At 70.2% G+C, this 21,548-nt stretch carries 21 protein-coding genes; 11 read left to right on the top strand and 10 right to left on the bottom strand.

From position 1 onward, the window contains the following. The first annotated feature begins 43 nt into the window (after positions 1-43). The gene (locus EOE66_RS11535; RefSeq protein ID WP_245479002.1) at positions 44-985 is read left to right on the top strand and encodes a DNA ligase; all 942 of its coding nucleotides are present in this window, start codon (positions 44-46) and stop codon (positions 983-985) included. On the opposite strand, the gene EOE66_RS11530 is transcribed toward EOE66_RS11535, so the two are convergent. From EOE66_RS11530 to EOE66_RS11515, 4 genes are all read right to left on the bottom strand, one after another. Next, the gene (locus EOE66_RS11530; RefSeq protein WP_128228812.1) at positions 940-1,446 is read right to left on the bottom strand and encodes a hypothetical protein; all 507 of its coding nucleotides are present in this window, start codon (positions 1,444-1,446) and stop codon (positions 940-942) included. The two genes, EOE66_RS11535 and EOE66_RS11530, sit on opposite strands and share 46 nt — an antisense overlap. Then, positions 1,443-3,176, bottom strand: coding sequence for a PhoH family protein (locus EOE66_RS11525; protein ID WP_128228811.1), 1,734 nt, complete (start codon positions 3,174-3,176; stop codon positions 1,443-1,445). The genes EOE66_RS11530 and EOE66_RS11525 overlap by 4 nt, the downstream gene beginning before the upstream one ends. Positions 3,177-3,301: 125 nt before the next feature. Further along, a complete protein-coding gene (locus EOE66_RS11520; protein WP_128228810.1) occupies positions 3,302-3,778 on the bottom strand; it encodes a peroxiredoxin in 477 nt (158 codons plus the stop codon). Positions 3,779-3,893: 115 nt separating this feature from the next. Further along, the gene (locus tag EOE66_RS11515) at positions 3,894-4,286 is read right to left on the bottom strand and encodes an Mth938-like domain-containing protein (RefSeq protein ID WP_128228809.1); all 393 of its coding nucleotides are present in this window, start codon (positions 4,284-4,286) and stop codon (positions 3,894-3,896) included. A gap of 96 nt (positions 4,287-4,382) precedes the next feature. Between EOE66_RS11515 and EOE66_RS11510 the strand changes: the two genes are divergently transcribed. The 7 genes from EOE66_RS11510 to EOE66_RS11480 are packed head-to-tail and all read left to right on the top strand — an operon-like array spanning position 4,383 to position 10,929. Continuing rightward, on the top strand, positions 4,383-5,615 hold the full coding sequence (locus tag EOE66_RS11510) for a pyridoxal phosphate-dependent aminotransferase (RefSeq protein ID WP_128228808.1): 1,233 nt from the start codon (positions 4,383-4,385) through the stop codon (positions 5,613-5,615). A 39-nt stretch (positions 5,616-5,654) separates the two neighbouring features. Next, a complete protein-coding gene (locus tag EOE66_RS11505; protein WP_128228807.1) occupies positions 5,655-6,965 on the top strand; it encodes a homoserine dehydrogenase in 1,311 nt (436 codons plus the stop codon). Beyond that, entirely contained in the window at positions 6,962-8,386 is a 1,425-nt protein-coding gene (thrC, locus tag EOE66_RS11500) for a threonine synthase (protein ID WP_128228806.1), read from the top strand. The genes EOE66_RS11505 and thrC overlap by 4 nt, the downstream gene beginning before the upstream one ends. Continuing rightward, on the top strand, positions 8,383-9,657 hold the full coding sequence (locus EOE66_RS11495) for a molybdopterin molybdotransferase MoeA (RefSeq protein WP_128228805.1): 1,275 nt from the start codon (positions 8,383-8,385) through the stop codon (positions 9,655-9,657). The genes thrC and EOE66_RS11495 overlap by 4 nt, the downstream gene beginning before the upstream one ends. Further along, positions 9,657-9,908, top strand: coding sequence for a molybdopterin converting factor subunit 1 (moaD, locus tag EOE66_RS11490; protein ID WP_128228804.1), 252 nt, complete (start codon positions 9,657-9,659; stop codon positions 9,906-9,908). The genes EOE66_RS11495 and moaD overlap by 1 nt, the downstream gene beginning before the upstream one ends. A gap of 14 nt (positions 9,909-9,922) precedes the next feature. Then, on the top strand, positions 9,923-10,453 hold the full coding sequence (locus tag EOE66_RS11485) for a molybdenum cofactor biosynthesis protein MoaE (protein WP_128228803.1): 531 nt from the start codon (positions 9,923-9,925) through the stop codon (positions 10,451-10,453). Further along, positions 10,453-10,929 (top strand): flavin reductase family protein, encoded by a 477-nt coding sequence (locus EOE66_RS11480; protein WP_128228802.1) that lies wholly within the window; start codon positions 10,453-10,455, stop codon positions 10,927-10,929. Before EOE66_RS11485 ends, EOE66_RS11480 begins: the two co-directional genes overlap by 1 nt. 3 nt (positions 10,930-10,932) lie before the next feature. Here EOE66_RS11480 and EOE66_RS11475 read toward each other — a convergent pair whose 3' ends face one another. Next, a complete protein-coding gene (locus tag EOE66_RS11475) occupies positions 10,933-11,490 on the bottom strand; it encodes a hypothetical protein (protein ID WP_128228801.1) in 558 nt (185 codons plus the stop codon). A 144-nt stretch (positions 11,491-11,634) separates the two neighbouring features. Here EOE66_RS11475 and clpB point away from each other — a divergent pair, with 144 nt between their 5' ends. Both clpB and EOE66_RS11465 read left to right on the top strand, forming a co-directional pair. Continuing rightward, positions 11,635-14,223, top strand: coding sequence for an ATP-dependent chaperone ClpB (gene clpB / locus EOE66_RS11470; RefSeq protein ID WP_128228800.1), 2,589 nt, complete (start codon positions 11,635-11,637; stop codon positions 14,221-14,223). A 165-nt stretch (positions 14,224-14,388) separates the two neighbouring features. Continuing rightward, complete coding sequence (locus tag EOE66_RS11465) at positions 14,389-15,048, top strand: hypothetical protein (RefSeq protein WP_128228799.1); 660 nt, start codon at positions 14,389-14,391, stop codon at positions 15,046-15,048. 3 nt (positions 15,049-15,051) lie between these two features. Here the strand turns inward: EOE66_RS11465 and EOE66_RS11460 are convergent, their stop codons facing one another. After that, on the bottom strand, positions 15,052-16,338 hold the full coding sequence (locus EOE66_RS11460) for a hypothetical protein (RefSeq protein WP_205702678.1): 1,287 nt from the start codon (positions 16,336-16,338) through the stop codon (positions 15,052-15,054). A 107-nt stretch (positions 16,339-16,445) separates the two neighbouring features. Between EOE66_RS11460 and nadB the strand changes: the two genes are divergently transcribed. Beyond that, positions 16,446-18,140 carry an L-aspartate oxidase gene (gene nadB / locus EOE66_RS11455; protein ID WP_245479023.1) on the top strand — a complete coding sequence of 565 codons (1,695 nt, stop codon included), beginning with the start codon at positions 16,446-16,448 and terminating at the stop codon, positions 18,138-18,140. 22 nt (positions 18,141-18,162) lie between these two features. Here the strand turns inward: nadB and EOE66_RS11450 are convergent, their stop codons facing one another. The 4 genes from EOE66_RS11450 to nadA form a co-directional block, all read right to left on the bottom strand. Next, complete coding sequence (locus EOE66_RS11450; RefSeq protein WP_128228798.1) at positions 18,163-19,224, bottom strand: GGDEF domain-containing protein; 1,062 nt, start codon at positions 19,222-19,224, stop codon at positions 18,163-18,165. A gap of 9 nt (positions 19,225-19,233) precedes the next feature. Then, positions 19,234-19,953: a hypothetical protein gene (locus tag EOE66_RS11445; protein ID WP_128228797.1), complete on the bottom strand. Its 720-nt coding sequence runs from the start codon at positions 19,951-19,953 to the stop codon at positions 19,234-19,236. Next, complete coding sequence (locus EOE66_RS11440; protein WP_245479001.1) at positions 19,946-20,248, bottom strand: late competence development ComFB family protein; 303 nt, start codon at positions 20,246-20,248, stop codon at positions 19,946-19,948. Before EOE66_RS11440 ends, EOE66_RS11445 begins: the two co-directional genes overlap by 8 nt. Before the next feature lie 87 nt (positions 20,249-20,335). Beyond that, positions 20,336-21,502, bottom strand: coding sequence for a quinolinate synthase NadA (gene nadA / locus EOE66_RS11435; RefSeq protein WP_128228796.1), 1,167 nt, complete (start codon positions 21,500-21,502; stop codon positions 20,336-20,338). Between the last annotated feature and the right edge of the window lie 46 nt (positions 21,503-21,548).

The raw sequence follows: 21,548 nt of genomic DNA, 5'->3' as shown, positions 1-21,548 counted from the left end.
TGCGGCGGAAGACTGAGGGCCTTTCCACAGCCTGAGGCCCGTCATGCACCCCAGCCTTTGCACCCGCCGCCACTGGCTGGCCCGAGCGGCTGCGTTCATGGCCGCGCCCGCGGCCGGCCTCGCTGCCGAGCCGGCCGCCGCCGCACCCCGGCCGCCGGGCCTGCTGCTGGCCGTGGAGGCCGCCCCCGACATCGACCCCGCCGGCTTCCTCGTGAGCGAGAAGTACGACGGCGTGCGCGCGGTGTGGGACGGCCATACCCTGCGCACCCGCAGTGGCCTGGCCATTGCGGCCCCCGCGTGGTTCACGCAGCGCCTGCCGGCGGTGGCGCTGGATGGCGAACTCTGGGCCGGCCGCAGGCGCTTCGAGGATCTGTCAGGCGCCGTGCGTCGCGCCGCCCCGCGCCAGGCCGAATGGCAGCACATCCGCTACCTGGCCTTCGACCTGCCTGGCGTGCCCGGGCCCTTCAGCGCGCGCTACGAGCGCCTGGCCAGCCTGGGGCAGGAGGTGGACGCACCGCACTTCCAGGCCGTGGAGCAGCGCCGCGTGGCCACGCGCGCCGGGTTGCAGCGCTGGTTGGAAGCGGTGGTGGCCGAAGGAGGCGAGGGCCTGATGCTGCACCGCGCCGACGCGCTCTACACCACCGGCCGCAGCGCGGTGCTGCAGAAGCTGAAACCCGAGCACGACGCCGAGGCCGTGGTGCTGGCCGCCGTGCCCGGCCGCGGCCGCCACGCCGGCCGCATGGGCGCGCTGCGGGTGCAGACGCCGACCGGCCGGCAGTTCCTGCTGGGCACGGGCTTCAGCGATGCCGAACGAGAGGCACCACCCCCGCCGGGCAGCGTGGTGAGCTACCGCCACCGCGGCTACACCGAGAGCGGCCTGCCGCGTTTCGCGAGTTTCCTGCGCGTGCGTGATCCGGCATCGGCGGCCGGTGCGGGCGATCAGTCGCGGTCGGCCGGTGTGTCGCAGCGCGGGTCGGCGCCGTAGCCACCGCCCTGCACACGCCCCTCGGCGCTGAAGCTGATCTCGAACCACAGGCAGTCGTTGGTGGGGTAGCGCCAGCCCCAGACCTCACCACCGCGCCAGCCCAGGGGACGCACCTCGCCCGGCGTGCCCAGGCGCTGGCGCACCTCGGCCGCGCGAAGGCCGGGCAGAGCCATCACGGCCTGGAACTCGGCCTCGTTCAGCACCTGGCGGGCTTGCTGCAGGCGGCCGCTGGCGTCGAGGTCGAACATCCACGTCGTGCGGCCGTAGGGGCCGCTGGCGTACTCCAGGCGTTGCACGCCGCCGGGCAGCGCGTGTTCGGCCGTGGGCGGGCCCCACAACTGCAGCACCTGCGCGCGCGTGGTGCCCGCAGCGGGCGGCAGCGTGGCACAGGCGCCGAGCAGCAGCGTGAACAGCAAGGCGGCCAGCAGGGTGGCCCGGGTGAGCCGCCCCGCCGGGTTCACAGCACGTCGGACGCGAAATCCGCCAGCCGCGAACGTTCGCCGCGCGCCAGCGTCACGTGGCCGCCGTGCGGCCAGCCCTTGAAGCGGTCGACCGCGTAGGTCAGGCCGCTGCTGCCTTCGGTGAGGTAGGGCGTGTCGATCTGCGCGAGGTTGCCCAGGCACACGATCTTGGTGCCGGGGCCGGCGCGCGTGATCAGCGTCTTCATCTGCTTGGGCGTGAGGTTCTGCGCCTCGTCGATGATGACGAACTTGTTCAGGAAGGTGCGCCCGCGCATGAAGTTCAGGCTCTTGATCTTGATCTTGCTGCGCACCAGGTCGTTGGTGGCCGCGCGGCCCCACTCGCCGGCGCTGCCGTCGCTGCGCGCCAGCACTTCCAGGTTGTCGTCGAGCGCGCCCATCCAGGGGCCCATCTTCTCTTCTTCGTTGCCGGGCAGGAAGCCGATGTCGTCACCCACGGGCACCGTCACGCGCGTGACGATGATCTCGCTGTAGCGGCGCTCGTCCAGCACCTGGCTCAGGCCCGAGGCCAGCGTCATCAGTGTCTTGCCGGTGCCGGCCGTGCCGGTGAGGGTGATGAAGTCGCACTCCGGGTCCATCAGCAGGTTCAGCGCGAAGTTCTGCTCGCGGTTGCGTGCCGTCACGCCCCACACCGAGTTCTTGCCGTGCGTGTAGTCGCGCAGCGTCTTGAGCACCGCCGTCTTGCCGGTGATCTCGGCCACGCGCGCGTAGAGCGAGGGCGCGCCCGGCACTTCCAGGAAGACGAACTGGTTGATCATCAGCGCCGGCACCAGCGGACCGCTGATGCGGTAGTAGGTGTGGCCACCCTGCTGCCAGCTCTCCATGGTCTTGCCATGGCGGTCCCAGAAGTCGGCCGGCAGCGGCAGCACGCCGGTGTAGAGCAGGTCGCCGTCTTCCAGCGTCTTGTCGTTGAAATAGTCTTCGGCGGGCAGGCCCAGGGCGCGCGCCTTCACGCGCATGTTGATGTCTTTCGACACCAGCACGATCTCGCGGCCCGGCTGCTGCTCGCGCAGGCTCTGCACCACGCCCAGGATCTGGTTGTCGGCCTTGCCTTGGGGCAGGCCCGGGGGCAGCTTGAAGTCGAGGAAGGTGGTCTGGAAGTAGAGCTTGCCGCCGGCCTCGCGGTGGCCGGTGCCGGCCAGGGGGATGCCGGCCTGGGCATCCATCTGCCCGTCCTTGGCGGCCAGGGCGGCCAGTGCATCGAGCTCGCGGCTGACCTGGCGCACGCTGCGCGCCACCTCGCTCATGCCCTTCTTGTGGCCGTCGAGTTCTTCCAGCGTGATCATGGGCAGGAAGACGTCGTGCTCCTCGAAGCGGAAGAGCGACATCGGGTCGTGCATCAGCACGTTGGTGTCCAGCACGAAGAGCTTGGCCGGGCCCGTGCTGCGCGGCTTGCGCGCGCGCGGCGCCGGGGCGGCCGTGCGGGCCAGCGGGGCATAGCCCGTGGCGGCCGCAGGCGCACCGACAGGGGCGGCCACGGCCTGCGCGGGCACGGCGGCTGGCGCCTTGGCAAGTCTGGCGGGCTTGGCGGCAGGTGCGCGCGCGGCGGTGGCCGGCGGCGCGGTGTCCAGCAGTTCCAGCGTGGCCTGTGCCGGCGCTTCGGCGCTGCGTGTCTTCAGCGCTCGCTTGTCGGCCCGCGGCGCGGCTTGCGCCTCGTAGTCGGCAGAGCGCAGCAGGTCACCTTTTTTCGCGGGCGGCTTGGGCAGGGGCATGGGTGTGACAGCGGTTCAGAAGAAGAAAGCAAAAAGCCGCACAGGCTGCTGTGCGGCTTCGTCGTGGGGGACCGGTTCTGCATCGCGGCCGGTGTGCCGCGTTCGCAGGCAGGGGGGCGTGGCGATCAAGCGGCCTTCTTGAGCGCCTTCACGGCCTTGAGCACTTCGTCGACGTGCCCGGCCACCTTGATGCCGCGCCACTCGGCGCGCATCACGCCTTCGGCGTCGATGAGGAAGGTGCTGCGTTCGATGCCCTTGACCTTCTTGCCGTACATGATCTTGTTCTTGACCACGCCGAACATGTGGCAGAGCTTCTCTTCGGTGTCGGCGATCAACTCGAAAGGCAGCTCGAGGTTCTGCTTGAACTTCTCGTGGCTGGCCATGTTGTCGCGCGAGACGCCGAACACCACCGCACCGGCCTTGATGAAGTCCTTGTGCTGGTCACGGAACTGCATCGCTTCGGTGGTGCAGCCGGGGGTGTTGTCCTTCGGGTAGAAGTACAGCACCACCGCCTTGCCGATGTGCGACTGGGGCGTGAACTTCACGCCGCCCGTGGCCAAGGCTTCGAATTCCGGTAGGGACTTGTTGATGACAGGCGTCATGGACTGTTTTCTCGCACTGCACGGGGGGAAGCCGGCTCCTCCAGTCAAGCCGGCTCAATCCCGAATTATAAAGTCTCCGCGTCGGGTCTCTGACCGGGCCCCCTGCGGTGCACCCTCATGCCGAGGGTGGCGCGGGCGGTGAGAGCAGCAGCGCCGCCAGTGCGCGGCGGTGTTCGCTGACCAGCACGTTGTAGGTGCGGCAGGCGGCGGGTGTGTCCATGGTCTCGACACCGATGCGCAGCTCGATCAGCGGCCGCAGCAGCGCTGGCGAGACGAAGCGCAGGCGCTCGCCGCTGCCGAAGATCACCACCTCGGGCCGCAGCGCGGCGATCTGCGCGAAGTGCGCCTCGGTCAGCTCTTCGGGGCGGCTGGCGCCCCAGGGCAGCACCTCACCCTCCCAGGGCACGAGCACGCTCTGCGTGTGGGGCGTGGTGCCCACCCACAGGCGCCCCGGCTCCTGCCGGGTGACGAGGTTGACGCCGCTGGCGGTGTCAGGCTGGAACTTCATGGCGCTCGAATTTCATGCGGGATAATTCTAGGTTCCGTCAGCCCCACGCCGTGCCGCGCCCTCGCAGGCACGTGCCGTCTGCCCGAGCCGCCCACCATGAAGCCGATCGCCAAGTCTGCCAAGCTCGCCAACGTCGGCTACGACATCCGCGGCCCCGTGCTCGACAAGGCGCGGCAGATGGAAGAAGAAGGCCAGAAGATCATCAAGCTGAACATCGGCAACGTGGCCGCCTTCGGTTTGATGCCGCCGGACGAGATCGTGCAGGACATGATCCGCAACCTGCCCAGCCAGACGGCGGCGGGCTACACCGACAGCAAGGGCCTGTTCGCGCCGCGCAAGGCGGTGGTGCACTACACGCAGGAAAAGAAGATCGCCGGCGTGACGGTGGACGACGTCTACCTCGGCAATGGCGCCAGCGAGTTGATCGCGATGAGCATGAACGCGCTGCTCGACACGGGTGACGAGGTGCTCATCCCCGCGCCCGACTACCCGCTGCACACGGCCGTGGTGTCGCTGTCGGGCGGCACGCCGGTGCACTACCGTTGCGACGAAGGCTCGGGCTGGCTGCCCGACCTGGACGACATCCGCGCCAAGGTGAGTTCGCGCACCAAGGCCATCGTCGTCATCAACCCGAACAACCCCACCGGAGCGCTGTACCCGGTGGATCTTCTCCAGGACATCGTCGAGATCGCGCGCCGGCACCAACTGATCATCTTTGCCGACGAGATATACGACAAGACGCTCTACGACGGCGCCGTGCACACCAGCATCGCGAGCCTGGCCGAAGACGTGCTCTGCGTCACCTACAACGGCCTCAGCAAGAACTACCGCAGCTGCGGCTACCGCGCGGGCTGGATGGTGGTGTCGGGCCCCAAGCGCCATGCACGCGACTACATCGAAGGCCTGAACATGCTGGCCAGCATGCGGCTGTGCGCCAACACGCCGGGGCAGCTGGCCATCCAGACGGCGCTGGGCGGCTACCAGAGCATCAAGGACCTGGTGGCGCCCGGCGGCCGGCTGTGCCGCCAGCGCGATCTGGCGTACGACATGCTGAGCCAGATTCCGGGCGTGAGCGTGGTCAAGCCGCAAGCGGCGCTGTACATGTTCCCGCGGCTGGACCCCAAGCTCTACCCCATCGCCGACGACCAGCAGTTCGCCTACGACCTGCTGGCCGAGGAGAAGGTGCTGATCGTGCAGGGCACCGGTTTCAACTGGCCGCAGCCCGACCACTTCCGCCTCGTCTTCCTGCCCAACAGTGACGACCTCACCGAGGCCATCGGCCGCATCGACCGTTTCCTCGCGCACTACCGCAAACGCCACGCTGTCTGAGCGCCGCCGTCCCTTCTTCCCGTTCGCACTGAAGCACACATGAACCCCATCCAGGTCGGCCTCTTGGGCATCGGCACCGTGGGCAGCGGCACTTTCGAGGTGCTGCGCCGCAACCAGGAAGAAATCCGCCGCCGTGCGGGCCGTGGCATCCAGATCGTGGCCGTGAGCCGGCGCGACACCGCCGCGGCGCAGCGCATCGTGGGCGATGCGGCCACGGTGCATGCCGACCCCTTCGAGATCGTGCGCAACCCGGCCATCGACATCGTGGTCGAGCTGATCGGAGGCACCACGCTGGCGCGCGAGCTGGTGCTGGAAGCCATCCAGCGCGGCAAGCATGTGGTCACGGCCAACAAGGCGCTGCTGGCGGTGCACGGCAGCGAGATCTTCGCGGCGGCGCGTGCGCAGGGCGTGATCGTGGCCTTCGAGGCCGCGGTGGCCGGTGGCATCCCCATCATCAAGGCGCTGCGCGAGGGGCTGAGTGCCAACCGCATCGAGTGGGTGGCCGGCATCATCAACGGCACCACCAACTTCATCCTCAGCGAGATGCGCAGCAAGGGGCTGGACTTCGGCGTCGTGCTGCAGGAGGCCCAGCGCCTGGGTTATGCCGAGGCCGACCCGACCTTCGACATCGAAGGCGTGGACGCGGCGCACAAGGCCACCATCATGAGCGCCATCGCCTTCGGCGTGCCGGTGCAGTTCGACAAGGCCCATGTCGAAGGCATCACGGCCTTGCAGGCTGTGGACATCCGCTATGCCGAGCAGCTGGGCTACCGCATCAAGCTACTGGGCATCACCAAGCGGCGGGGGCACGGCATCGAGCTGCGTGTGCACCCCACGCTGATCCCGGCCACGCGCCTGATCGCCAATGTCGAAGGCGCGATGAACGCCGTGGTGGTGCATGGCGACGCGGTGGGCTCCACGCTCTACTACGGCAAGGGCGCCGGCAGCGAGCCCACGGCCAGTGCCGTGATCGCCGACCTGGTGGACGTGACGCGCCTGCACACCGCCGACCCCGAGCAGCGGGTGCCGCACCTGGCCTTCCAGCCCGGCGAGCTGCACGACACGCCGGTGCTGCCCATCAGCGAAGTGGTGACCGCTTTCTACCTGCGCCTGGTGGTGGCCGACAAGGCCGGCGTGCTGGCGCGCATCACCGGCATCCTGGCCGAGCACGACATCAGCATCGACGCCGTGCTGCAGCGTGAAAGCGCCGAGGGCGAGAAACAGACCGACCTCATCATCCTCACGCACAACACCGTGGAAGGCCGCATGAGCGCGGCGCTGGCGCAGATGCAGGCGCTGCCCACGGTGCTGGCGCCGATCGTGAAGATCCGGAAAGAGGAACTGAATTGAAGTACCTCAGCACGCGCGGTGACAGCACGCTCCGCGGCTTTTCCGACATCCTGCTCGAAGGCCTGGCGCCCGATGGCGGTCTCTACCTGCCCACGCACTACCCGCAGGTGGATGCGGCCCTGCTTTCGCGCTGGCGCGGCCTGCCGTACGCCGAGCTGGCGTTCGAGATCCTGTCGCTCTACATCGACGACATCCCGGCTGCCGACCTGCGGCGCCTGTGCCAGGCCACCTACACCGAGGCGGTGTTCGGCACGCCGCAGATCACGCCCCTGAAGCCGCTGGAAGAAGGCCTGTGCCTGCAAGCCCTGTCCAACGGCCCCACGCTGGCCTTCAAGGACATGGCCATGCAACTGCTCGGCCACCTGTTCGAGTACGAACTCGGCCGCCGCGGTGAGCAGCTGAACATCCTGGGCGCGACCAGCGGCGACACCGGCAGCGCGGCCGAGTACGCCATGCGCGGCAAGCGCGGCGTGCGCGTCTTCATGCTCAGCCCGCACGGCCGCATGAGCCCCTTCCAGCAGGCGCAGATGTTCAGCCTGCAGGACGAGAACATCCACAACATTGCGGTGGAGGGCGTGTTCGACGACTGCCAGGACATCGTCAAGGCCGTCAGCAACGACCTCGCCTTCAAGCGGCGCTACCGCATCGGCACCGTCAACAGCATCAACTGGGCGCGTTTGCTGGCGCAGGTGGTGTACTACTTCGCGGGGTACTTCCAGGCGACGAAGAGCAACGCCGAGCGCGTGAGCTTCGCTGTGCCCAGCGGCAACTTCGGCAACGTCTGCGCCGGCCACGTGGCGCGCATGATGGGCCTGCCGATTGCCAAGCTGGTGGTGGCCACCAACGAGAACGACGTGCTCGACGAGTTCTTCCGTACCGGCGCCTACCGCCCGCGCGGCACGGCCGAGACGCACGAGACCAGCAGCCCGAGCATGGACATCAGCAAGGCCAGCAACTTCGAACGTTTCGTGTTCGACCTGCTCGGCCGCGATGGCGCACGGGTGCAGCAGCTCTTCGGCACCGCGCTGCAGAAGGAGGGCGGCTTCACGCTCACGCGCGAGGAGTTCGCGCGCATCGCCGGCTACGGCTTCGTCAGCGGCCGCAGCACGCACGCCGACCGCCTGGCCACCATCCGCAGCACCTGGCAGGCCACGGGCACGCTGGTCGACACCCACACGGCCGACGGCCTGAAGGTGGCGGCTGAATACCGTGAGTCCGGCGTACCGATGCTGGTGCTGGAAACGGCGCTGCCGGCGAAGTTCGCCGCCACCATCGTCGAGGCCACGGGCGTGAAGCCCGAACCGCCGTCCGCTTTGCTTGGCATCGAGGCGCTGCCCAAGCGCTTCGTCGTGATGGCGCCCGATGCCGTGGCCGTGAAGCAGCTCATCGAAACCCACTGCACCGCCGACACCCTCGCATGAATGCGCCCGCCGCGCCCCGTCAGCCCCGCCCGCTGCTGAGCCTGGACGAAGCGCTGGCCCGCCTGGTGGCGGCCGCCAGCGAGCACCGGCTGCAGGCGGTGGAGGCCGTCTCCACCTTCGACGCCCTGGGCCGCGTGCTGGCCGAAGACGTGCGCTCGGGCCTGCACGTGCCGCTCGAGGACAACACCTCGATGGACGGCTACGCGCTGCGCACGGCCGACGTGCCGGCCGCCGGCGCCGTGCTGCGCGTGGCGCAGCGCATCCCGGCTGGGCAGGTGGGCCAGCCGCTGCAGCCGGGCACGGCCGCGCGCATCTTCACCGGCGGCCAGGTGCCGCCCGGGGCCGATGCGGTGGTGATGCAGGAGCAGTGCGAAGCGCTGCCGTCTGCTGACGGCCAAGGCTGGGGTGAGGTGCGCGTGAGCACCGTGCCCGCCCCCGGCCAGTGGATCCGTCGCCGCGGCGAAGACGTTCAACTCGGCGCCGTGGTGCTGCAGCGCGGCCAGCGCCTCACCCCGCAGGCCCTGGGCCTGGCGGCCAGTGTCGGCGCCGGCACGCTGCAGGTGCTGCGCCGGCCGCGCGTGGCGGTGTTCTCCACGGGGGACGAGTTGCAGATGCCCGGCGAGCCGCTGCGCCCCGGCGCCATCTACAACAGCAACCGGTTCACGCTGCGTGGCTTGCTGCAGGCCGGCGGCTGCGAGGTGCAGGACCTCGGCATCGTCGGCGACACGCTGGCGGCCACGCGCGCCGCGTTGCGCGAGGCTGCACAGGGCAGCGACCTCATCATCACCAGCGGTGGCGTCTCGGTGGGCGAGGAAGACCACCTCAAGCCCGCTGCCGAGGCCGAAGGCAGCCTGGAGAACTGGCAGATCGCGATGAAGCCCGGCAAGCCCCTGGCGCTGGGTCGCATTCGGCGCCCAGACGGCAGTTCAGCGCTGTTCATCGGCCTGCCCGGCAACCCCGTCTCGTCCTTCGTCACCTACCTGCTGATGGTGACGACGGCGCTGCGGGCCATGCAGGGCATGGACCCGGCGCTGCCCGCCGGCCTGCCGCTGCGCGCCGACTTCGACTGGCCGCGCCCCGACAAGCGCCGCGAGTTCCTGCGCGCACGCCTGAATGCCGCTGGCGGCCTGGAGCTCTTCGGCAACCAGAGCAGCGGCGTGCTGACCTCGGCCGTTTGGGCCGACGGCCTGATCGACAACCCGGGCGGCCAGCCCATCGTGCGCGGCGGTACCGTGCGCTTCCTGCCGCTTGCAGAACTGGTGAACCGCTGATGAAAGTGCAGGTGCGTTACTTCGCGGCCTTGCGCGAGGCCCTGGGCCCGCAGGAAACGGTGGACTTGCCCGCCGGCACCACGCTGGGCGCGCTGCGCGATCGGCTCATCGCCAGCAGCTCGCGCCACGCCGAGGTGCTGGCACGCGGGCGGGCCTTGCGCGGCGCCATCAACCAGGCCATGGCCGACGACAGCACCCCGGTGCCCGAGGGGGCCGAAGTGGCCTTCTTTCCGCCCGTGACGGGCGGATGAGGCAGCATCGCCCCATGCCCAACGACACGCTCTCCCGCGTCAGCATCCAGACCCACGACTTCGACCTCGGCGCCGAGGTGGCCGCGCTGCGCGCCGGCGACCCCGCCGTGGGCGCCGTGGCCAGCTTCATCGGCACCGTGCGCGACCGCAACGGCGGTGGCGCCGGCGAGGTCAGCGCGATGGAGCTCGAACACTACCCCGGCATGACCGAGAAGAGCATCGAGGCCATGATCGACGCGGCCCTGGCTCGCTTCGACATCCGTGCCGCGCGCGTGGTGCACCGCGTGGGCCCGCTGCAGCCGGGCGACCAGATCGTGCTGGTGGCGGTGAGCTCGGCGCACCGCGGCCAGGCCTTCCAGGCCTGCGAGTTCCTGATGGACTACCTGAAGACCCAGGCCCCGTTCTGGAAGAAGGAAACCACGGCCGAAGGCGCACGCTGGGTCGATGCCCGCGTGGCCGACGACGCGGCGCTGGCGCGCTGGGGCATCACTGCCGACAACGCGGCCGCGGCGGCACCGGCCCTGCCAGCAACGGCGGGCGCCTGATGGACAAGCGCCGCTTGCGCACCGCCCTGGGCCGCTTCACCACCGGGGTCACCATCGTCAGCACGGTGGGCGAGGGGGGGCAGTGGGCCGGCCTCACGGTCAGCTCCTTCAGTTCGCTCTCGCTCGAGCCGCCGCTGGTGCTGTGGTCGCTGCGGCTGGAAAGCCCCAGCCTGGCGGCCTTCGAGCACAACCCACGCTTCGCGGTGAACGTGCTGGGCGAGGCCCAGATCGGCCTCTCGCGCCGCTTCGCCAGCAGCCACGAGCACCGCTTCGGCGAGGGCGAGTGGGTGCTCGGCGGTCACGGCGCGCCGGTGTTGAACGACGCTGTGGCGGTCTTCGAGTGCGAAACCGTCTCACGCCAGGACGCTGGCGACCACCGCCTCTACATCGGCCGCGTGCTGCACTTCACCGAGCACGCGCACGCGCCGCTGCTCTACCGCTCCGGCCACTACCACCAGCTCGGCGAGGTGATCTGAGCCTCAGTTGAGCGGGCGGCCGGCCGGCGCGAGCCCGGGCGATGTCGGCTCGTCGGCCACGGGCGCGGCTGAGGTCGCATCTGCCGCCAAGGCCCAGTCGGCCGCCGCGAGTGCGCCGTCCATCAGGCGCAACAGCGCGGTGGCCAGCTCGGGCGTCAGACCCAGGTCGATCTGCCGGCCCCTTGTTTCCTGCAGCACCAGGTGCAGTTCGTCGCCCGGGCCGCGGCGCAGCTCGCCAGCATCGGCCAGCAGTGGCTCGGAGCCCAGCGGGTGGCGGCACTGTTCGTCGACCTGGAAGAGTTGGTTGAACTGCGTGCCCGGCAGCGGGCGTTGCAGCGCGGCCTGCTCCAGCATCTGCCGCGCTTCGGGCACGGGCAGCGCGTGGGGCGCGACAGTCTGCAGGCTGCTGGCCGTGACGGCCTGCCGGAAGGGCGGCAGCAGCCGCGACACCAGCCGCCGCGTCAGCCAGGCGGCATAGATCTCGGCCTGCGTGCTGCGCACCTGCAGCAGCAGCCGGTCGGCCGTGGCCTCGTAGCGCAGCTGGATCTGATGAATGCCCATGAGGCCGGATTCTGCGCGGCCGGCCCGCGGCTGCGCAGCCCCCAGGCCGCAGGGCAGCTTGCGCTGCATCAAGGCCCGGGGCCGCGCCAGGCTTGAAATGCCGCGCCTGGCATCCACGTGGGAGGCATCCCGGAGGACCATCCCATGCGTTTCGACAAGCTCACCACCGCTTTCCAGCAAGCCCTGGCCGACGCCCAGAGTGCGGCCGTCGCACGCGACAACCCCTACATCGAGCCTGCGCACCTGCTCGCGGCCATGCTGGCCCAGCCCGACGGGCCGAAAGCCCTGCTCGACCGCGCCGGCGCCAACACCGCTGCGCTGTCCACGGCCATGGAAACCGCGATCCGCCACCTGCCGCAGGTGCAGGGTGGCCAACAGGTGCAGCCCGGGCGGGACCTGGTGCAGCTGCTGCAGGCCGCCGACAAGGAAGCCAGCAAAGCCGGCGATCAATTCATCGCCAGCGAGATGTTCCTGCTCGCCCTGGCCGACAGCAAGGCCGACATCGGCGCCGTCGTGCGCGGCCACGGCCTGAACCGCAAGACGCTGGAGGCGGCCATCCTCGCCGTGCGCGGCGGGCAGACCGTCGACAGCGCCGATGCCGAGGGCCAGCGCGAGGCGCTGAAGAAATACACGCTCGACCTCACCGAGCGCGCGCGCCAGGGCAAGCTCGACCCGGTGATCGGCCGCGACGACGAGATCCGCCGCGCCATCCAGGTGCTGCAGCGGCGCAGCAAGAACAACCCGGTGCTCATCGGCGAGCCCGGCGTCGGCAAGACGGCCATCGTCGAAGGCCTGGCACAGCGCATCGTCAACGGCGAGGTGCCCGATTCGCTGAAGAACAAGCGTGTGCTGGTGCTCGACATGGCCGGCCTGCTGGCCGGCGCCAAGTTCCGCGGTGAATTCGAAGAGCGCCTGAAGTCGGTGCTGAAGGAGGTGGCCCAGGACGAGGGCCGCATCATCCTGTTCATCGACGAACTGCACACCATGGTGGGCGCGGGCAAGGCCGAAGGCGCGATGGACGCCGGCAACATGCTCAAGCCCGCGCTGGCGCGTGGCGAGCTGCACTGCATCGGCGCCACCACGCTCAACGAGTACCGCAAGTACGTCGAGAAAGACGCCGCGCTGGAGCGCCGCTTCCAGAAGGTGCTGGTGGAAGAACCCAGCGTGGAAGCCACGGTCGCCATCCTCCGCGGGCTGCAGGAGAAGTACGAGGTGCACCATGGCGTGGAGATCACCGACCCGGCCATCGTGGCCGCGGCCGAGCTGAGCCACCGCTACATCACCGACCGCTTCCTGCCCGACAAGGCCATCGACCTCATCGACGAGGCTGCGGCCAAGATCAAGATCGAGATCGACAGCAAGCCCGAGGCGATGGACAAGCTCGACCGCAGGCTCATCCAGCTGAAGATCGAGCGCGAGGCCGTGCGCAAGGAGACCGACGAGGCCTCGATCAAGCGCATGGGCCTGATCGAGGAAGAGATCTCGCGCCTGGAGCGCGAGTTGCGCGACCTGGAAGAGATCTGGAAGAGCGAGAAGGCCACGGCCCAGGGCAGCGCGCAGGTCAAGGAAGAGATCGACCGCACGCGCCAGCAGATCGAGGAGCTCAAGCGCAAGGGCGACTTCAACAAGGTCGCCGAGCTGCAGTACGGCAAGCTGCCTGAGCTGGAAAAGCGCCTGAAGGAGGCGCAGGCCAAGGAGACCGGCAAGAAGGGCGCAGGCCGCCCGCAACTGCTGCGCACGATGGTGGGCGCCGAGGAGATCGCCGAGGTGGTGAGCCGCGCCACGGGCATCCCGGTCAGCAAGCTCATGCAGGGCGAGCGCGACAAGCTGCTGAAGATGGAAGAGCGCCTGCACGAGCGCGTGGTGGGCCAGCACGAGGCCATCGTGGCCGTGGCCGATGCCATCCGCCGTTCACGCGCGGGGCTCTCCGACCCCAACCGGCCGCTGGGCAGCTTTCTTTTCCTGGGCCCCACGGGCGTGGGCAAGACCGAGCTGTGCAAGGCGCTGGCGGGCTTCTTGTTCGACAGCGAGGACCACATGATCCGCGTCGACATGAGCGAGTACATGGAGAAGCACAGCGTCAGCCGCCTCATCGGCGCGCCGCCGGGCTACGTCGGCTACGACGAAGGCGGGGCGCTGACCGAGGCCGTGCGCCGCAAGCCCTACAGCGTGCTGCTGCTCGACGAGGTGGAGAAGGCCCACCCCGACGTGTTCAACGTGCTGCTGCAGGTGCTGGACGACGGCCGCTTGACCGACGGCCAGGGTCGCACCGTCGATTTCAAGAACACCGTGATCGTGATGACCAGCAACCTGGGCTCGCAGATGATCATGCAGATGAGCGGCCAGCCCACGGCCGACATCCGCGATGCCGTCTGGGGCGAGGTCAAGCAGCACTTCCGCCCCGAGTTCCTGAACCGCATCGACGAGACGGTGGTCTTCCACGCGCTCGACCAGAGCAACATCGAGAGCATCGCCAGGATCCAGCTGAAGTTGCTGGAAGCGCGGCTGGAGAAGCTGGAGATGAAACTGGATGTATCGCCGGCGGCGCTGGCGGAACTGGCCAAGGTCGGCTTCGACCCGGTGTTCGGTGCGCGGCCGCTCAAGCGCGCGATCCAGCAGCGCATCGAGAACCCGGTGAGCAAGCTCATCCTGCAGGGGCGTTTCGGGCCCAAGGACGTGATCCCGGTGGACGTGGAGGCGGGCGAGTTCGTCTTCTCGCGCATCGTGCATTGATGGGCACTTGAGACGGCGGGGCCGGGCGCTTCGCCGTGCCCGGCCTCAAGCGGCAGGGTTACAGGTCGTTAAGGCGGGGGACGCGCGGGTGGCCCTGTATCGTGCACGCTCGCGGGCGTCTTTCGAGAGACACGTCCCTCCAACAACAGCCCCAGGACCCTGCCCATGAACCTCCGCTCCCTCCGCACCTCCACAGCCGTGGCAGCCCTCGGCCTGGTTGCCTTCGGCAGTGCCCAGGCCACCGAGCTTTACCTCGGGCTGGGCTTGCCCGGCGTGGGGCTGGGCCTGGCCCAACCCGTCAGCCCCAGCTTCACCTTGCGCGCCGATGTGTTCACGCTGGGCTCGCGCGACGTGACGGAAACCGAAAGCGGCATCCGCTACACCGGCAACTACAAGCTGCAGCGCGCGGCCCTGCTGGCCGACTGGTTCCCGTTCAGCGGCAGCTTCCGCCTGACGGGCGGCGCGGCCTTCAACGCCTACAAGATCGCGCTGGACGCCAGCGGCGCGGGCGGCACGCTGACCATCGGCGACCGCACCTACACCACCACCGCGGCCGACGGCCTGAACGTGCAGGTGAAGTTCCCGAAGACCGCGCCCTACCTCGGCATCGGCTGGGGCCACCAGACGGGCTCGGGTTTCCGTTTCTCGGCCGACATCGGTGCGGCGATCGGCCGCGCCACCGTCACGGCCGTGGCGCGTGGCCAGCTGGCGGCGCAGCCCGACATCCAGGCCAACATCAACAAGGAACTGGTGGAGCTGCGCGACGGCGTGGGCAAGATCCGCGCGATCCCGCAGCTCAGCATCGGGCTGGGCTACAGCTTCTGAGCTTTACTGCGGCGGCTCGATGCGTTCGAGCTGCATGCGCGCCAGCGTGAGGTTGCCGGTGCTGGCCTGCACCACCAGGTGCAGCGCCACGCCCGGGTGGCCAGGTACCGGCCGCAGGATCAGGTGGTGGCTGCCGGTGCTGACGCTGGCCTCGGCGCGAGCCGGGCCCAGCCCCAAGGCCCGAGAGGCGTCGTTCATCTGGCCCAGCAGCACCGCACCCTGCTGGGCCAGGCGCTCGGCGGACGGCGGGCCGCCCGCGGACGCCAGCGCCTGCGAGTTGTGCAGGTCGAACACGCAGCTGGCCACCGCGCCCTTGATCAGCAGGCAGCGCTCGGCATAGGCCTGCCAGCCGTTAGGGCCGCCCACGCGCGGCATGGGTGTCGGCGGGGCCATCGTCGGCAGCCCGCCAGCGGCGCGTGTGCTCTGCAGGGGTTGCAGGCCCATGGGTTGCGTGGGCGCTTCACTGTTGGGCGGGTGCCCCGGCCCGGCGCTGCCGTGGCGGCCGGGCTGCGTCATGTCGGTGGACAGCGTGCGCTGCGTGCCGGCGCTGCCGTGCTGGCGGTTCCAGGCGCCGCCGATGTAGGCCCAGGCCTGGCGCGGCTTGTCGGCGTGCGGCGTGACCTGCACCGCCACGGTGCTGCCGGCGGCCAGCTGCGCGGCGTGCGCAGCCAGGGCCGTGCCGCCGCCCAGCGGCACCATCAGCAGTTCGCGGTTGGGCCAGGGGCCGCGCACCAGTTGTTCGTGCAGCGGGCCCAACTGGCCGGCCAGGGCATGCGGCGGCACCTCACCCACCAGCAGCACGCCCAGGCGGCTGTAGCCCAGCAGCACACGGGTGACCTGCGCGCGCGTCGGCGCGTCGGCATTGAGGTCGGTGCTGTACACACGCACGCTGCTGCCATCGGCCAGCGGCATCTCCACGAACTGCAGCACCGCCAGCGCGACGCCGTGGCCCTGGCGGCGGATGGACAGCCGCTGCACGCGCGTGCCCGCGGCACCGGCCAGGCTGGTGAGCAGCCGCATGCCGGCGCTGGTGCCCAGGTCGTGCAGGGCAATGAACTCGGGCGTGTGCTGCACGAATTCGCGTTGCAGCGAGCCCGGCACGTCGGCGGTGATGAACAGCTCGACCTGATCGTCGCTGATGCGACGGCCGACGTCGTGCCGACCTTGCCCAAGGTAGGCCTCGCGGTCGGTGACGATCTGCGTTCGCGGATCGAGCAGCTCGTCTCGGTCTGCCGCAGCGGAGCCACGGGTGGGGTCTTGCCAGGCCGGATCGTCGCGGTGGGAGTTCATCGAATCATCATAGGTGCCCCATTGCAGTGCTGCATCGTCAGAAAGGGGGCAGATCCATAGAATTGGCGCCCCGCTGACGTGCGTTTGCCACAGGCTCCCCGATGACCATGACCCCGATGTCCACCGCCGCAGCGCCCCCCACGGCAGACCCCGGTTCGCCGCAGGCCCCGGTGGTGGTGGTGGGCGCGGGCCTGGGCGGGCTGGCCGTGGCGCTGCACCTGGCGGCGCAGATGCCCGTGGTGGTGCTGGCCAAGCGCGAGCTGGACGAAAGTGCCACCGCCTGGGCGCAGGGCGGCATCGTCGGGGTGCTGGGCAGCGACGACAGCATCGCCAGCCACGTGCGCGACACGCAGGACGCCGGCGCCGGCATCGTCGACGAGCACACCGCACGCTTCATCGCCGAGAACAGCGCCGCAGCGGTGCGCTGGCTGGTCGAGGCCGGTGTGCCGTTTTCGGAAGACGCCGACGGCCCGCTGGGCCTGCACCTCACGCGGGAAGGCGGGCACGCGGTGCGCCGCATCGCGCACGCGGCCGATGCCACGGGCAAGGCCATCCACGACACGCTGCTGCAACGCGCGCGCGCCCACCCCAACATCACGCTGCGCGAACGCTGGATGGCGGTGGACGTGATCACCTCGCGCCACCTGCGGCGCAGCGAGCCGACCCGCTGCTACGGGGTCTATGCACTCGACATGGACCACCGCCGCGTCGAGACCCTGGCCGCGCGCGCCGTGGTGCTCGCCACCGGCGGCGTGGGCAAGGTCTACCGCTACACCAGCAACCCCGACACCGCCACCGGCGACGGCATCGCCATGGCCTGGCGCGCGGGCTGCCGTGTGGGCAACATGGAATTCATCCAGTTCCACCCCACCTGCCTCTACCACCCGCAGGAACGCAGCCTGCTCATCACCGAGGCGCTGCGCGGCGAGGGCGCCCACCTCACGCTGCCCAGCACCGGCCCCGGCGACCCCGGCGGCACACGCTTCATGGCCGCGCACGACGCCAGGCTGGAACTGGCGCCACGCGACATCGTCGCCCGCGCCATCGACTTCGAGATGAAGAAGCACGGCCTCGACCACGTCTGGCTCGACGCCCGGCCCATCGTCGCCGAGAAGGGCGAGGCTTTCCTGCGCGAGCACTTCCCCACCATCCATGCGCGCTGCCTGAAGCTGGGCATCGACATCGTGACGCAGCCCATTCCCGTGGTGCCGGCGGCGCACTACACCTGCGGCGGCGTCGTCACCGACCTCGACGGCCGCACCGACCTGCCGGGCCTGTACGCCGTGGGCGAAACCACCTACACCGGCCTGCATGGCGCCAACCGGCTGGCCAGCAATTCATTGCTCGAATGCGTGGTGCTGGGGCGCACCTGTGCCGAGCGCATCCTGGCCGACCCGGCGCCCGCAGCCGGCCCGCTGCCGGCCTGGGACGAGAGCCAGGTGGAAGACGCCGACGAGCAGGTCGTCATCGCGCACAACTGGGACGAGCTGCGCCTGCTGATGTGGAACTACGTCGGCATCGTGCGCACCACCAAGCGCCTGGAGCGCGCGCTGCACCGCATCAAGCTGCTGCGCAGCGAGACGCTGGAGTACTACGCGCACTTCCGCGTCAACCGCGACCTGCTGGAACTGCGCAACCTGGTGATGTGCGCCGAACTCATCGTGCAGAGCGCCTTGCGCCGGCACGAAAGCCGTGGGCTGCACTACAGCCGCGATTTCCCGGCCACGCTGCCAGTGAGCTTCCCCACCGTGCTGACGCGCCGAGCGCGCAGCCGCAACGCGGCGGCCGACGACGCCGAGTGAGCCGCGCCGCCGGCGGCTGCACTCAGCTCAGGCTGGTGAAGTCGCCGCGCGGCACCAGTTCGATGCGCGAGCGGCCCTGGTGCTTGGCGGCGTAGAGCGCGCGGTCGGCGCGCGAGAGCAACTGCTCCAGCGTGCTGCCATGGCCCGGGAAGAGCGCGATGCCGGCCGAGAAGGTGCCGCGTGGCAGGCGCCTGCGGCCCAGCTCGAGCTGCAGGGTGGAGAAGGTCTGCAGCAGGCGCTCCATCACCGCCTGGGCCTCGTCGGCCTGGGTGTCGGGCATCACGGCCACGAACTCTTCGCCGCCGTGGCGGCAGATCACGTCGCTGCGGCGCAGGGTGTCCGCCAGCAGTGCGGCAAAACGCTGCAGCACCAGGTCGCCGGCGGCGTGGCCGCAGGTGTCGTTGAGCAGCTTGAAGTGGTCGAGATCGATGAGCACCACGCTCAGCGGCTGCTGCTGGCGGCGCGCCCGTTCCAGCAGGCCCGGTGCCAGCTCGAAGAGGTAGCGGCGGTTGTGCAGGCCCGTGAGGGGGTCGCGCAGCGCCTGTTCGCGCAACTGCTCGTGCAGGCGCTGGGTTTCCGCCATCTGCGCCTGCAGCGCGGCGTTGAGTTCGCTCAGGCGCTGGCGGTCGTCTTCCACGCTGCGGCGGCCGTCGACGGCCACGTCACGCTCGCGCCGCGCCTGTGCCAACTGGTGGGTGACATCCAGCGCGATGTAGCGCGCACGCGCGCTGCGGCCCACCAGGCGCTCGTAGAGCGACTGTCCTTCCCGCAGGTGCTTCAAGGCTAGCGCGACCTGCTCGGTCTGCTCGGCCGCCTCGGACAAGGTGCGATGCAGCACCATCAGGTCGTAGCAGGGAACGGCACCCCCTGCGCCATCGGCCGCGTGCAGCGCCTGCTGCGCCACCGCCAGCGCTTCCCCGGCACGGCCTTGCATCAAGCAGCAGCGCGCCAGCTGCCAGCCCCAGGCCAGGCTCCACTGGTTGGCGGGGTCTCGGCCCGTGGCGTGCTGCACCTCGCGCAGCAACTGTTCGGCCCGCGCCGGGTCGCCGCCGGCCATCCAGCCCAGCGCCACGGGCGGCGTCATGTCGAGCACCTACTCGGGTGTCTCGCCGGGCAGCAGGGCGGCCAGGCTGAGACCCGTGGCATGGGCCTCCTGCTGCTCCCCCAGTGCGTGGTGGATGTAGACGAGGTTGCTGGTGGCCACCAGTTGCGCCAGCTTGGCCCCTGCGTCGGTGGCGGCCTGCAGACCTTGCAGGCTGAACTGGCGCGCGTCTTCCAGGTTGTAGAGATCGTGGTGGCGCCCGCCCAGGTTCACGCCAGCCGAGATCACCGGGCCGGGCCAGCCGGTCTGCTGTGCAGCGTCGAGCGCGGCGTGCAAGTGGCGCAGCGAATCGTCGGCGCGCCCTTGCAGCTTGGTGGTGATGGCGCGCGAGTTGTGCGCGATGAAGCGGTCCATCGCGCTGCGCGGCCCGGCCGGGCGCGCGTCGATCTCGGCCTGCAGCTGGGCCGAGCCTTCGACATCGCCCGCGCGCCGGCGCAGCATGGCCTCGAACTCGTCGCACAGGGCCTGGCCCCATTCGGCGCGCGGATGCGATGGGGCGGCGGTGTACAGCTGCCGCGCGCGTTCGAGTTCGGCGCGGGCCTCCGGCACCGCCACCAGCCGGGCCGCACCCAGCGCCACCAGCAGTTGCGCCTCGGCCGTGTCGGTGCCCGGTGCGCCCTGCAGCGTGCGCGCCAGGGCCAGCGAGGCGGAAGCGTCGAGGTAGCTCAGCGCCCAGGCGCGCTGCAGCGCCGGGGTGTTGTCTTCAGCCACGCGCCCGCATGGCTGTGCGGGCCTGCACGAAGCCGAAGGCGTACTCGACGGCGTCGAGCAGCTGGCGCTCGCTGTCGCCTCGCTCACGCTCGCTGAGGTAGAAAACGAAGTCGACCTCGTGGCGGATGTAGCGCGGTGCCAGCCGGTTCAGCGCCACGCAGGCCACGTCGGCCAGCAGCTCGGGGTTGTGCGCCAGGCCCGGATAGCGGTCGGCGTGGCTCTGCACCGCCTCGAAGACGGCGCGTTCGTTGTGGTTGCGGACCGAGGTGAAGTCGGCGCTCAGCGTGGTGGTCATGGTCGAACTCCGCCCCGGCTGCGGGGCACGACGGTGTATCGGCCGCCCCGGGGTGGTCTTGAGCGGCACCGCGGGCCGGCCCCGGACTCAGGCCGCGCCGATGCCAGGCACCAGGCCGGCCCCGCGCCCGGCCACCTGCCGCTGGGCTGGCTGCGCGACGGCTGCCGGGTTTCGGCGCACGAAGTCGAGCATGCGGTCGATGCAGCCCAGGGCCTGGCTGCGCACCGGCTCGGGCACGTGGATCTCGTAGGCGCCGCGCGCCGTGCCTGCACCCGCTTCCAGGCAGGCCACCAGCCCTTGCAGCGCGTTCATGGCCATCCAGGGGCAGTGCGCGCAGCTCTTGCAGGTGGCACTGTTACCGGCGGTGGGCGCCTCGATGAGCCGCTTGCCCGGCGCCAGCTGGCGCATGCGGTGCAGGATGCCGTTGTCGGTGGCCACGATGTAGGCCGGCGCCGTGCCGTCCACCACCGCCTTGAGGAGCTGGCTGGTGCTGCCCACCACGTCGGCCTGGGCCACCACGGCCTGCGGTGATTCGGGGTGCACCAGCACCAGCGCGCCCGGGTGCTGCTGGCGCAGCAGATCGAGTTCCAGGCCCTTGAACTCGTCATGCACGATGCAGGCGCCGTTCCAGAGCAGCATGTCGGCGCCCGTCTGCTCCTGGATGTAGCGGCCGAGGTGGCGGTCGGGCGCCCACAGGATCTTCTGGCCCTGGGCTTTCAGGTGTTCGACGATGGCCAGCGCGCAGGAACTCGTCACCATCCAGTCGGCACGCGCCTTCACGGCCGCGCTGGTGTTGGCGTAGACGACCACCGTGCGGTCGGGGTGGGCATCGCAGAAGGCCGTGAACTGGTCGGGCGGGCAGCCCAGGTCGAGGCTGCAGGTGGCCTCCAGGTCGGGCATCAGCACGGTCTTCTCGGGCGAGAGGATCTTGGCGCTCTCGCCCATGAAACGCACGCCGGCCACCACCAGGGTCTGGGCGGCGTGGTCGCGGCCGAAGCGCGCCATTTCCAGCGAATCGGCGACGATGCCGCCGGTTTCCAGCGCCAGGTCTTGCAGGTCGCCGTCGACGTAGTAGTGCGCCACCAGCATGGCGCCGCGAGCCTTCAGCAATTCGGCCGCGCGGGACTTCATCGTGGCGCGCTCTGCGGGCTGCAGCGCGGGCGGCACCTGGGCCCAGGCCTGGGCCGTGCAGCTGCTGCCGCTGGCGTCTTGCCGGGTGAAGTCGTACAGCACTGGGGTGGGGGTGGAACTCATCCGGCGATGGTAGTGCCGCTCCCGATCCGCAGGGCGGGCAGGGCCG

The organism is Rubrivivax rivuli (genome assembly GCF_004016505.1).
In the GTDB taxonomy this organism is placed as follows: Bacteria; Pseudomonadota; Gammaproteobacteria; order Burkholderiales; family Burkholderiaceae_C; genus Rubrivivax; species Rubrivivax rivuli.
The sequence above is the reverse complement of the archived record's forward strand: the minus strand, read 5'-3'. Positions and strand labels throughout refer to the sequence as shown.